Annotated in this window: 11 protein-coding genes and 1 pseudogene; 8 read left to right on the forward strand and 4 right to left on the reverse strand. The window is 27.6% G+C overall.

Going from position 1 to position 11,752, the window contains the following annotated elements; translation table 11 throughout:
* Positions 1 to 83: 83 nt before the first annotated feature.
* Complete coding sequence (locus tag CNZW441b_RS03285) at positions 84 to 1,364, forward strand: Cj0814 family flagellar-dependent secreted protein (protein WP_216681565.1); 1,281 nt, start codon at positions 84 to 86, stop codon at positions 1,362 to 1,364.
* Between the two features lie 9 nt (positions 1,365 to 1,373).
* Complete coding sequence (locus CNZW441b_RS03290) at positions 1,374 to 2,741, forward strand: Cj0814 family flagellar-dependent secreted protein (protein ID WP_131166161.1); 1,368 nt, start codon at positions 1,374 to 1,376, stop codon at positions 2,739 to 2,741.
* 60 nt (positions 2,742 to 2,801) lie between these two features.
* On the opposite strand, the gene CNZW441b_RS03295 is transcribed toward CNZW441b_RS03290, so the two are convergent.
* Both CNZW441b_RS03295 and CNZW441b_RS03300 read right to left on the reverse strand, forming a co-directional pair.
* Entirely contained in the window at positions 2,802 to 3,398 is a 597-nt protein-coding gene (locus tag CNZW441b_RS03295; protein ID WP_216681566.1) for a C39 family peptidase, read from the reverse strand.
* Positions 3,383 to 4,235: pseudogene (locus CNZW441b_RS03300) on the reverse strand (hypothetical protein). Before CNZW441b_RS03300 ends, CNZW441b_RS03295 begins: the two are co-directional and overlap by 16 nt.
* 119 nt (positions 4,236 to 4,354) lie before the next feature.
* Between CNZW441b_RS03300 and CNZW441b_RS08120 the strand changes: the two are divergent.
* The 4 genes from CNZW441b_RS08120 (at position 4,355) to kcuS (ending at position 8,380) form a co-directional block, all read left to right on the forward strand.
* Entirely contained in the window at positions 4,355 to 4,819 is a 465-nt protein-coding gene (locus CNZW441b_RS08120; RefSeq protein ID WP_244985444.1) for a hypothetical protein, read from the forward strand.
* 14 nt (positions 4,820 to 4,833) lie between these two features.
* Positions 4,834 to 5,781 carry a hypothetical protein gene (locus CNZW441b_RS03310; RefSeq protein ID WP_131166158.1) on the forward strand — a complete coding sequence of 316 codons (948 nt, stop codon included), beginning with the start codon at positions 4,834 to 4,836 and terminating at the stop codon, positions 5,779 to 5,781.
* A gap of 279 nt (positions 5,782 to 6,060) precedes the next feature.
* Positions 6,061 to 8,205 carry a carbon starvation CstA family protein gene (locus tag CNZW441b_RS03315; protein ID WP_216681567.1) on the forward strand — a complete coding sequence of 715 codons (2,145 nt, stop codon included), beginning with the start codon at positions 6,061 to 6,063 and terminating at the stop codon, positions 8,203 to 8,205.
* Positions 8,189 to 8,380, forward strand: coding sequence for a KCU-star family selenoprotein (gene kcuS, locus CNZW441b_RS03320; RefSeq protein ID WP_131166156.1), 192 nt, complete (start codon positions 8,189 to 8,191; stop codon positions 8,378 to 8,380). The genes CNZW441b_RS03315 and kcuS overlap by 17 nt, the downstream gene beginning before the upstream one ends.
* Positions 8,381 to 8,413: 33 nt before the next feature.
* Here the strand turns inward: kcuS and CNZW441b_RS03325 are convergent, their stop codons facing one another.
* The gene (locus CNZW441b_RS03325) at positions 8,414 to 8,827 is read right to left on the reverse strand and encodes an acyl-CoA thioesterase (RefSeq protein WP_131163430.1); all 414 of its coding nucleotides are present in this window, start codon (positions 8,825 to 8,827) and stop codon (positions 8,414 to 8,416) included.
* Positions 8,828 to 8,889: 62 nt separating this feature from the next.
* Here CNZW441b_RS03325 and ciaB point away from each other — a divergent pair, with 62 nt between their 5' ends.
* A complete protein-coding gene (gene ciaB, locus CNZW441b_RS03330) occupies positions 8,890 to 10,752 on the forward strand; it encodes an invasion protein CiaB (protein ID WP_216681568.1) in 1,863 nt (620 codons plus the stop codon).
* Positions 10,753 to 10,821: 69 nt separating this feature from the next.
* Positions 10,822 to 11,124 carry an HU family DNA-binding protein gene (locus CNZW441b_RS03335; protein ID WP_131186385.1) on the forward strand — a complete coding sequence of 101 codons (303 nt, stop codon included), beginning with the start codon at positions 10,822 to 10,824 and terminating at the stop codon, positions 11,122 to 11,124.
* Between the two features lie 28 nt (positions 11,125 to 11,152).
* On the opposite strand, the gene CNZW441b_RS03340 is transcribed toward CNZW441b_RS03335, so the two are convergent.
* Positions 11,153 to 11,617, reverse strand: coding sequence for a hypothetical protein (locus CNZW441b_RS03340; RefSeq protein ID WP_131186384.1), 465 nt, complete (start codon positions 11,615 to 11,617; stop codon positions 11,153 to 11,155).
* Between the last annotated feature and the right edge of the window lie 135 nt (positions 11,618 to 11,752).

An 11,752-nucleotide genomic window follows, 5' to 3' on the forward strand; every position in this document is an offset into this window, starting at 1 on the left:
CCATTTTATTCTAAAATGGAATAAATTTTGCTTATATTAATTTATATTTAGATTGAAGGCAGAATCTAAATCAAGGAATTAATATGAGTATCTTTAGCATCAATGATAATTCAGGTTATACTTCTATACTTTCACAAAGTAAAGCTAATAAAGAAAGTAAAGAAAATTCTAAAATAAATTTTGCTAATACTTTTTTAAAACAAAATGTCACTAAGTTAAATGAAATTCAAAATAAAAATTCACAAACTTTAATAAGAAGTGAAGTATTAGATGATGAGTTAAATTCTGCTAATATATCTAATAATAGTAATTTTAGTATTAATAATACTAACAATACTACTAAAACAAATTCTCCTAATTATGATATATCAAGTGAATTTAAAAACTCTATTTATACTCTAAAATATAAACAAGCTGATCCTTTAGTTAATATAAATAATATTGCATCTTTAGCCTATGGTTATAGTGTAGATAAAGATGGTTATATGGGAGAAGACTTTAATAAAGCTGCAGGATTACCAAAAGATTTTAAAATACATAAATCTACTTTAGATGAGATAGAGAGGTTTAATCAACATCGTATGGCTGATGAAACTAATGGAAACTATTATAATAGTTTTGATATGGCTTCTATTGTTAAATCCTATTATAATAGCTTTAATCAAGTAATAAGTGCATTTCCAAATGATAAAACAAGTTTTAGCAAAGCAGATTTGGAACAATTACCAAAAGGATTAAATTATAATTGTAATGAAAATAAAGAAAAAATTGTAACAAATATATTTAATGCAAAACAACTGAAAGAAGCACAAGAGCTTGATTGTATTGCAGGTCTAGGAATTAATTGGGTAAAACTTGACTTTTCTCCACAAAGCATGGAGCAAGGTCCTTCACTAGAAGATGGCTTTAATCCTAATATGTCAGTTTATCCACAAAATGAAGACGGAACTTATACTAAAGAAGCTTTATTTATGAGCTTTTTAAAGTCTTATTCGCCTGTTCCATCTTCAAATCAAGTTGTTTTGAGCTCTGAAGCAAAAGTTCGCGAAGCAAAACTTTTTCAAGAAATGAAAGCAAATCCTTCTTTTAGTGTTTCCTTAGATGACATCATGACAGGCAAAGTTGATTTTGCAAGTTTATTAAAAGGTTATGCTCAAGATGGATGGCTTGATGCAAGTATATATGCAATGGAAAAAGGAGTTAAATGGCAGAATATATACATAGGCAGTGGTGGAGCTTGGTTTGATAGAGAATTTAATAATGCTAAAAATAATGGCTGGAAAGCAAGTAATGAAAGTATAGACTCTTTTGTAAATTCTATAATGGATAGACTCAATAATCTTTTGGAGCAAACTAGAGTATAAGGAGTTAATATGAGTATCTTTACTATCAATGATAATTCAGGTTATACTTCTATACTTTCACAAAGTAAAACTAATAAAGAAAGTAAAGAAAATTCTAAAATAAATTTTGCTAATACTTTTTTAAAACAAAATGTCACTAAGTTAAATGAAATTCAAAGTGCAAATTCACAAACTTTAATAAGAAGTGAAGTATTAGATGATGAGTTAAATTCTGCTAATATATCTAATAATAGTAATTTTAGTATTAATAATACTAACAATACTACTAAAACAAATTCTCCTAATTATGATATAGCTAGTGAATTTAAAAACTCTATTTATACTCTAAAATATAAACAAGCTGATCCTTTAGTTAATATAAATAATATTGCATCTTTAGCCTATGGTTATAGTGTAGATAAAGATGGTTATATGGGAGAAGACTTTAATAAAGCTGCAGGATTACCAAAAGATTTTAAAATACATAAATCTACTTTAGATGAGATTAAAAAAGCTGCTGAGAATGATCCTGTTGCTTCAAGTATAAAAGAATATTTAGGCGTAAGCGAGTATTATACTAATATCGATATGGCTGAAACCATAAAACAATATTATAATCTTTTTTCTAATGCTTTAAGCCAAAGTTTTCCAAACGATAAAACAAGTTTTAGTGAAGCAGATATAAATTCTATACCTAAGGGGTATAGTGTAAGTGGAATAAAAGCTGCAGATTATAATGACCTAAATAATAGAATGAATATTACTCATTTAAGAGATTTTTCCAAAGTTTCTATTTCAAATGTTTATAAAACTTCTGAACAAGTAAAAGAAGCTGAAAGCTTGTTTGTACAATCAGGGGTTTATATAGAAGGTATAAGCAGTCATAGCTTTGGTTTATCTTTGGAAGAGATTAAAAATGTTTCTAAGGGTGGAGATTGGCAGTTTAATCCTGATATGTCAGTTTATCCGCAAAATGAAGATGGAAGTTATTCTAAAGAAGCTTTATTTATGAGCTTTTTAAAATCTCAAGGTGGGCAACCTGTTGAGAGTTTAAAAACCACACTTAATCCGACAATAGAAGCTTATAATAGAGCTATGGCTAAGGAAAGCTTTAGCGGTAGTAGAATAGCTTTAGATGACATCATGACAGGTAAAGTTGATTTTGCAAGTTTATTAAAAGGTTATGCTCAAGATGGATGGCTTGATGCAGATATATATGCAATGGAAAAAGGAGTTAAATGGCAAAATACAAGTATAGGTTATGGTGGAGCTTGGTTTGATAGAGAATTTAATAATGCTAAACATAATGGCTGGAAAGCAAGTAATGAAAGTATAAACTCTTTTGTAAATTCTATAATGGATAGACTCAATAATCTTTTGGAGCAAACTAGGGTATAAAAAAAATTAAAGCAAAGATTTTGATATCACCAAAGTGGTATCAAAATCGAAATAATTTATTTAATACAAGCTAAAAGGTCTAAAGTCAAAATTTAAAGATTTTGGTATATTAAGTTTAAATTTTTTTAACCCCTTTTTAGGTGCTACTATTAAAGCGTAGCCACCTTTATTATATCTATCCCATACACTAAAAAATTCTCTTTTAGAGCTTATATATTTTCCATAGCTTGGATCAAGTATTTGTAAATAATTACCTTTATGATTGATAATTATTACAAAATGTGGGAAGCGTGGATCATCTTCGATTTTTACAAGCAGTGGAATATTTACAAGTTTTTCTAAAATTTTTCTATCGACTTTATATGATTTGCTTTCATAGCCAAGCTTTTTTACTGCATCATTTAAATCCGCAAAACTTACCATATCTGTATAAAGTTTTTGTCCACTCATAGTTTTTAATAAATCCAATTCTGTTAAATTGTTATCATCAAGTATATTGACAAGTGTAGCTAAAGAAGCAGCTCCGCAAGATTCTTCATAATTTTGTCTTATTACTTTTTCATTTTTAATTTCTTGGTAAGACTTAACTACAAATTCTGCCTTTAAAAATAAAGGCAAAAGAGTAACCATTAATACTATTTTTAGAATTTTTTCCATAGACTTAAACCAAAAATTGCATCAGGTGCAGCAGAACTTCCGCCTAAACTAGCACTGACTGAAACAGCCGTGTCTTGATTTATACTATAAGTAGATCCGGCACTATGTAGGGATTGATCTTAATTCTGAATTTTTTATTCCATTGATTTTTTGTGCTGTTTGAAATCTTTGTTCTGCTCCTAAATCTAAAGTAATTTTAGGACTTAAAATAATGGATAAATTTCCACCTATATAAATACTATTTCCATAAGCTATTTTTGCAATTTTAAATTTTCTTGTTTGATTATAGCCAAAGCCAGTATAAATGCTATAAACTACTGGATCGCTATAACCTCTTAAACTAGCTTCTAAATTTTGAGATTGGAAATAAAAGTTTTTAGTTTGCATTACTGTTTTTTCTCTTTGGATAATAGCAGTTTGAAATTTAAGTTGAGGGATGAAATCAGCTATATTATCTGCTGTGTAAATGAAACCTAGCCATAAAGAATCAAAATTTAAGGTATTTTTACTTGTGAATGCTCCTGAGATGATATTGTTGTATTCTTGTCTTGAATAATTTCCGCCACCTGAAATTAAAATATCGAATTTAGGTGTTATGGTATAGATAAAAGTTTGATTTAAATAAAGTTGCTTAGTATCATTCCAAACGTTTAAATCTCCATTTACTCCTATATTTGGATAAAGATAATACGAATAAGCATTTCCTGTGCTAAGCAAGGATAAACTTGTGATACTTCTTAAACCTATTTGCTTTTTAAATAAATTGTCTATATTTAACTCATCACTAGCAAAAACACAACCAACTAAAACTATAAACGCTAAACAAATCTTTTTCATTGTTACCTTTCTGACTATTTTCAAAAAATTTTTTACAATATAAGCAAAAAATTGATTTTAATATATAATTTGTGATATTATGCAAATAAAGACTAAAAATAGCTAAAAAAGGAGAAATTATGTTAAAAAAATTAGCAAGTTCATTGATTTTAGGTTCTTTGTTAGTAAGTTCTGCTTTTGCAGATGATTTTTTAGCTAAAATTAGCAATGATGCTTTAAGTGATAATTCTCAAGGTGTTAAAGCTCTTAGTTTAGATGAGATGAAACAAATAGTAGGTGGTGCATTCTATCACAGAATATCTAAACTTGATAAATATGGATATAAAGTTTGGCTTGCAAGTGATTCAATGTATATTACAACCGATGCAAATGGAAATCTTAAATCAAACTCTGGAACAGATTCAGTAAGAAAAAAAATAGGATATCAAGGAAACGGAATAGTTATATTGGGAGTTAAAGACAAAAACAATAATCCTATGTTTGTTCTTTATGATACAAAAAGACAGCTAAAGCCTCAACTGATTAAAAATAACAATTCTTATATTCAAAATGAATATAGAACATTTCTAATAAATTCTCATTAAATTAGAATAAAGCAATGCTAAGTAGTTTTCAAGTTAGCAACACGCCATTTGGTGCTGTTATTGATTATCAGCGTGATAAAGAATATTGTGGCGGAATTTATAATGATGGCTCTAAATGGCAAGAAATCTTAGATGATAAATTCAATCAATTTTCCAAAGATGAAAATCATAAAAATATAGATAAAAATGATTTTTTAAATATCTATAGCGATAATAGTAGCAACTATGTTAGCAATGAAATCACTAAATATATTAATAATATAAAAGATTTAAATGGAAATAAAATTGATTTTAATAGTTTAGATTCCAAACAGCAAAGTCTTATTATTTCTTTTTTAAGAACACCATTAGAACAAACTAATATCTATGGGACAAGAGCAAAATTAAGCGATATAAAAATAGATTTAAATGATAATAATGAACTTTATATCGAGGCAAATCTTCGTACTATTGATGGAAAAACTCTTAGTATGGGGGCAGAATTTTCTATGCAAACAATGAATGAAAATAAGTATGGAAGCTATGGTTTTTTAGAGCATAATGATAGCCAAATATATAAATTTTCATTTATAAGTGATAAAAATTTAAGCACAAGTGAAAGAAAAAATTTGCTTACAAATATAAAAAATGCTGATATAAAAACACTTAATGATTTTAAAGAAGATATAGATATTAGCATTTATTTTGACAATGATGGAACAGAGGGTAAATTTACTAGCTTTTCCATATATGATAAATCAAATTTTGAACTTGATATCCAAAAGGCTCATGAAAATGTTAAAAATCTTCCAAAAGAAGAAAATGAAAAAGAATCTTCAAATTTTATTCTTGTAAATATTTATTGGAGTATTGTAAGAAAAGATTTAGAAAATTTCAAAACTACTTTAAAAAATAAGCAAGAAAATCTTTTTATTAAAAATTCTATGTCACCATTAAAAGATATATTAAAAAATAATATTTAAATAATTTAGAAATAGCTTTTTGCTTTAAAAATCAAGTAAAAAATTTTTATATTTTTACTCTTTCTTAGTCTTTAAACTCTTATTTACTCTTTAAACTTTTCAAAATATAAATAATAAATAAATTTTTAATTTTTATCTTTTTAATACTGCTTAAAAAAGCAAATAATGAATGTTTGAGAGTTTTAAAAATTTTTAAAAATTAAAAATAATTTTTAAATTATAATTAATATTTTATTAATTATAATTTAACGATTATCCAATAAAGGAGGATAAACAAAAATGGTTAATAAAATTTTATGGTTTTTTGTCGCCTTGTTTGGAGCTTGTTGTTTTTGCTATTTGGCTTTACAAAATGGAGAAAAAGTTTCAGCTCTTTATTTGGTTGTATCTGCTGTATGTATTTATATGATAGCTTATAGATTTTATGGACGTTTTGTAGCTTATAAGGTTTTAGAGCTTGATAAAAATCGCGCTACACCCGCAAGAGTTGAGAATGATGGACAAAATTTTGTTCCAACAAATAAAATTGTTTTATTTAGTCATCAATTTGCGGCTATTGCTGGAGCTGGTCCTTTGGTTGGTCCTGTTTTGGCTGCTCAAATGGGTTATTTACCTTCTATGATTTGGATTTTAATTGGTGGTGTTTTAGCAGGCTCTGTGCATGATTTTTTAGTTCTTTTTATTTCTATGAGAAGAAAGGGTCGCTCTCTTGGCGAAATGATAAAAGATGAGATGGGAAATTTTACTGGTGCTGTAGCTATGATAGCAATTTTTGGCATAATGATTATTATCATCGCTATTTTAGCTATGGTTGTAGTAAAATCTTTGGCGAATTCTCCTTGGGGTTTATTTACCATTGCTATGACCATTCCTATTGCTATATTTATGGGTATTTATATGCGTTTTATTCGTCCTGGAAAGGTGGGTGAGACTTCTATTATAGGTTTTGTACTTTTAATTTTAGCGATTCATTATGGCAGTGTTGTTGCGACAGATCCTTACTGGTCGAAAATTTTTACTTTTGATGCTCCAACTTTAGCTTTTATGATTATGGGATATGGATTTATTTCATCGCTTTTACCTGTATGGTTTTTCTTGGCACCAAGAGATTATCTTGCTACTTTTTTAAAAATCGGTGTTATAGTTGTAATGGCCTTAGCTATTGTCATTGTTATGCCTGATTTTCAGATGCCAAAAGTAAATTACCAATACCTTGATGGGACTGGACCTGTTTTTGCTGGATCAATTTTTCCTTTCTTATTTATTACTATAGCTTGTGGAGCTATTAGTGGTTTTCATGCATTAATTTCAAGTGGAACAAGCCCTAAAATGCTTGAAAATGAAGAACACGCTTTATTAGTTGGTTATGGCGCTATGCTTGCTGAAAGTGCTGTGGCTATTATGGCTTTAATTTGTGCATGTATTTTGCATCCTGGAATTTATTTTGCTGTCAATTCTTCTTCAGCTTTGATAGGAAATGATTTAATTAATGCAGCAAAAATTATTAGTGATTGGGGATTTAGTGTAACACCACAAGAAATTATGCAACTTACTAAGGATATAGGAGAGCAAACTATATTATCAAGAACAGGGGGTGCTCCAACATTTGCCTTGGGCGTTACTCTAATTTTGCATAAAATTTTTGGTGGAGTTGAATTTATGGGTTTTTGGTATCATTTTGCCATTTTGTTTGAAGCTTTATTTATTTTAACTGCTGTTGATGCTGGAACTAGAACTTCCAAATTTATGGTTCAAGATATTTTAGGCAATGTATATAAACCTTTAGGAAATACTCATAATTATTTTGCAGGAATTTTAGCTACTATTTTAAGTGTAACTTGTTGGGGATATTTTTTATATCAAGGTGCAATAGATCCTAAGGGTGGAATTTATACTTTATGGCCACTTTTTGGGGTAAGTAATCAAATGTTGGCTGGAATGGCTTTACTTTTAGTAAGTGTAATACTTGTCAAAATGGGCAAAAAACGATTTCTTTGGGTGACTTTAATCCCAGCTTGTTTTGTTTTATTAGTAACTCTTTATGGCGGAGTGCAAAAAATACTACCTTATGAAGAAGGGGCTAAAGTAAGAAATGTGGTAAGCCATATAGCTACTGCTCAAATGGCTAGTAAAAATATAGAAAAATTAGAAAATGAGCTTTCAGGGCTTAGAGCGCAAAAAGATAATTTAAATAAAAAAGAAAGTCATTTTATTAAACAAATAGAAGAAAAAGAACAACAAATTTCTAATTTATCTCATGTGATATTTGGAAACATTTTAGATGCTATTTTATGTATCTTTTTTATGCTAACTACTTTACTTGTTATTATTTCTTGTATAGGAATTTGTATGGGTAAGATTAAAATTCCATTAAAAGAGAGTCCTTATATCAAAATAAGTTCTTTAAATGCTAAAGAAGATTAAAATTTATTATGAAAAAGCCGAAAGGTTTTTTCATCCTTTAGTAGGACTTTCAAGTTATGATAAGTATTTAGAGCATATGAAAGAAAAACATCCTGAAAAAACTCCTAAAACTAGAGCGGAGTTTTTCAAGGAATGTCTGGAAAATAAATACAATAGTAAATTAAGTAAATGTTGATAGACTTTTTAGGATAAAGTTTTATCACACAATTTAAGAATTTAAAAAACCATGAATTTTTTTTAATTCTTCACTAATTGGTTTTTTATTACCTTCTCTATCAACGCTTACATAGGTTACAGTAGCAGAGGTTACATGGATACAAGCCATGCAACCTAGCTTATCTACTCTTTGAGCAACAACTTCTACTTGAACTTTGATCGAAGTGGTTCCAACTTTTAAAATTTTCGCATAACATGAGATGATATCCCCTATAAAAACTGGTTGCTTAAAAACCACTTGTTCCATAGAGATTGTTACAACTCTTTCAGGAGAAAGTTCTCTAGCAGCTATGACTCCAGCACTGTCTATTTGTGATAAAATCCATCCTCCAAAAATATTGCCTGCAGAATTTGTATCTTTTGGCATTGCAACAATTTTAAGTTTTGGTTCTCCCATATCTTTCATTTTTTCTCCTTGATTTTTAATGTTTAATTATAATAGAATTTAAAATTATAAGGAGTAAAATTATGAATAATTTCACAGAAGTGTTACAACTTGTAAAAAAACGAAAAGATCAGATCAATTCTTTATATGAAATTGTAGATAAAGATAATATCGGTTCTTATTTTGAATCCTTAATTAGTCTAAGCGGTTTAAAAAAAGAAAAAAATACTATTTTAGCGATATTAAGACGCTTAGTAGATTTAAAAGAGGAAAATTTAGTAAAAGAATTAGAAAAAAATAATTTTAGCGAAGAAAAAATTATCCAAATAAAACATCTCTTTTATAATGAGGTAAGAAAATTTTATGAAAGAGAGCATCAAGAACTTATTGATGAGATTAAAAGTAAAAAACTTTTAAATGATTTTTATCAGACTCTTATTCAAGGGGTTCATGACATAGGTTTGATTATGAATGATTTTGAGAGTTCTTGGACTAAAGAGATTATAGAAAAAAATAATAAAATTTTATCTTCAATGTTTAAGGATCTTGATTTAGCTTTGGATTTTTTAAAACAAAATAAGCTTTATCAAGTCGATAGAGAGGGTAAGATTTGCGAAAGAAGCTATGGGGTTTTAGTGAGAATTGGTCAAATTTGGAGATTTGTTCCCTATGCTAAATTTTTTGAAAATGAAATTTTAAGGCTTGAGTTTGCTTTTGATTCGATGATTGATAAGCTTAAAAAAATTGCAAATACAAATGAGGAATTTGCCTATATTAAGTATTTGGTTAAATTAAAAGCAGCTTTTTGTGAAAGACAAGAAGATAAAGTTATAGAAGCTTGGCAAGAAGCTGAGCTTGCTTGGATGGAAGTAAAATCACCTTTGCAAATTGGTCATCCTTTGGAGTATTACGAAGATAATTATACTCATGCTGTAGCATTAGAGTGGGATATCAGATTACAAGATGAAAGCTGTTTTGATGTTGCTAAATTTATTAATCAAATTAATACTAGTTTTGAAAAAATTTGCAAAAATATAGATTTAGATAATGACAGTTTAAAAACTGAAGTTTTTAATAATATTAATAAAACACAACTTTATATATGCACCCCTATGATTTTTTATGGAGCAGAACTTAGAGGGCTTTTTTCTGCTCAGGTAGTTCCTAATGATGAGTTTGTAAGTGCTAAATTAGGTAAAAAAATATTTGCTTTTTTAAATTTTGTTTATGAAAGCGCTAAAAGTAAGCCTTTTATGAAACTTTCAAATATTATTTTTAATAAAGAATTCTTAGATTATGGAAGAGAAATTCTTTTTTTTAAAGAAGAAGTTTGGAAAAGAGTTTATGAAATTTCAACTATAGGACATGAATTTGGTCATATTTTTTTCATAGATCAAGAGAGTGAAAAATTGATGAATCAAAGTGGATATTTTAAAAATATAGAAGAATATAAAGCGACTACAGGAGGTTTGGTAAATTTTTTCTACCATGAAGTTGATGAGCTTAGAATGCCAGTATTTCATGAGCTTATTAAAAGGGCTATTTCTTTAATTGCTTGGCAAAAGACTGAAGAGGTGAAACCTTACTATACAGAAGGTTTAATTCATCTTGATTTATTATTTAGGAGTAGAGTTTTAAGTTTTAAAAATAAAAAATTATCTATTAATTTTACTTTAGAATTCTATGAAAGGTTTAAAAACTTAACTTTGCAGAATTATTATAATCTTGCTAAACATTATACAGAAAAAAAAGATGCCAAGGAATTTTTAAATCTTTTTTGCACTTTAGAAAATGGAATATTCTTACCTATTAATGAAGAATGTAGAGATTTTGTTTTATATTATTATGATTTATACGAGCAGATTGGAAATGAGCTTGATGATAGCAAAGAATTTGAAAAATATAAAGAGAAAGAGAAAAAAATAAAAAAAGATAAGGAAAAATAATGTTTTTTCTTGCTATTACTTTTTAAATATGCTAGAATTAGGCTTTTTAATTTAAAAAAGGAGCTTTCCATGACTAAAGCAGATTTTATTTCTCAAGTTGCTCAACTTTCTGGGCTAACAAAAAAAGATGCAGGTGCCGCTACGGATGCTGTTATTTCAGCAATTACAGATTTATTAGCAAAAGGAGATAGCATTAGTTTTATCGGTTTTGGAACTTTTTCAACTACTGAAAGAGCAGCTAGAACAGCTAGAGTTCCTAGTACAGGTAAAACAATTACCGTTCCTGCAACTAAAGTTGCTAAATTTAAAGTAGGAAAAAATCTTAAAGAAGCTGTTGCAAAAAAAGCAGGAGCTAACAAAAAGAAAAAGTAATTTTTTAAGGCTAGTTTTCTAGCCTTTTTTAATGTTTTTTAACATCAAACTCAAAAGAAAAATCCGTCAATCTATTATTTTCTAATACATCAGCTTTAAAACGCATTAAATCTTTTGTGCAAGAACTTAGTATAATATTTCCTTCAAAGGTATTATCTTTTATTTTATAAAGGTTAATTTCTGTTATGCCCATAAACATATTTATTCCATAAACTCTTAACTTTAAATCATTGTAAATTTTATTTGATTTTATTGTTATTTTTATTTTATTGGTATTTAATGCTTTAATGGGTTTTGGATTGATAGAAATTGAAATTTTTTCATTATTAAAAGTGTATATGCAATCTTTTAAATTTAAATCACAAGCATTTTTTGCAGACGCTGAAGATACCTTAGTTGTTAATCTTGTACCATCTAATATATAAAAATCAAAAATAACGTAAAGAATAATAATGCTAAAAATAAAAGCAAATATAAAAATATTTTTTTTCATAAATATCCAATGATTAATTAAAATTTATAACTTAAAAAACGAATTTTTTAAGAAGTATTTAGTATATCGTAAATAAAATGTTTTTACAAATTAATCTATTTTTAAATTTTCATTTACATAGTTTTTTAAGAAAAA

Origin of the sequence: Campylobacter novaezeelandiae (assembly GCF_018968685.1) — a bacterium.
GTDB classification, from domain to species: Bacteria; Campylobacterota; Campylobacteria; order Campylobacterales; family Campylobacteraceae; genus Campylobacter_D; species Campylobacter_D novaezeelandiae.

Excerpts from the sequence above, each read along its gene's own strand:
- CNZW441b_RS03285 (WP_216681565.1), top strand. The coding sequence starts at position 84 with ATGAGTATCTTTAGCATCAATGATAATTCAGGTTATACTTCTATACTT.
- CNZW441b_RS03290 (WP_131166161.1), top strand. The coding sequence starts at position 1,374 with ATGAGTATCTTTACTATCAATGATAATTCAGGTTATACTTCTATACTT.
- CNZW441b_RS03295 (WP_216681566.1), bottom strand. The coding sequence starts at position 3,398 with ATGGAAAAAATTCTAAAAATAGTATTAATGGTTACTCTTTTGCCTTTA.
- CNZW441b_RS08120 (WP_244985444.1), top strand. The coding sequence starts at position 4,355 with ATGTTAAAAAAATTAGCAAGTTCATTGATTTTAGGTTCTTTGTTAGTA.
- CNZW441b_RS03310 (WP_131166158.1), top strand. The coding sequence starts at position 4,834 with ATGCTAAGTAGTTTTCAAGTTAGCAACACGCCATTTGGTGCTGTTATT.
- CNZW441b_RS03315 (WP_216681567.1), top strand. The coding sequence starts at position 6,061 with ATGGTTAATAAAATTTTATGGTTTTTTGTCGCCTTGTTTGGAGCTTGT.
- kcuS (WP_131166156.1), top strand. The coding sequence starts at position 8,189 with ATGCTAAAGAAGATTAAAATTTATTATGAAAAAGCCGAAAGGTTTTTT.
- CNZW441b_RS03325 (WP_131163430.1), bottom strand. The coding sequence starts at position 8,827 with ATGAAAGATATGGGAGAACCAAAACTTAAAATTGTTGCAATGCCAAAA.
- ciaB (WP_216681568.1), top strand. The coding sequence starts at position 8,890 with ATGAATAATTTCACAGAAGTGTTACAACTTGTAAAAAAACGAAAAGAT.
- CNZW441b_RS03335 (WP_131186385.1), top strand. The coding sequence starts at position 10,822 with ATGACTAAAGCAGATTTTATTTCTCAAGTTGCTCAACTTTCTGGGCTA.
- CNZW441b_RS03340 (WP_131186384.1), bottom strand. The coding sequence starts at position 11,617 with ATGAAAAAAAATATTTTTATATTTGCTTTTATTTTTAGCATTATTATT.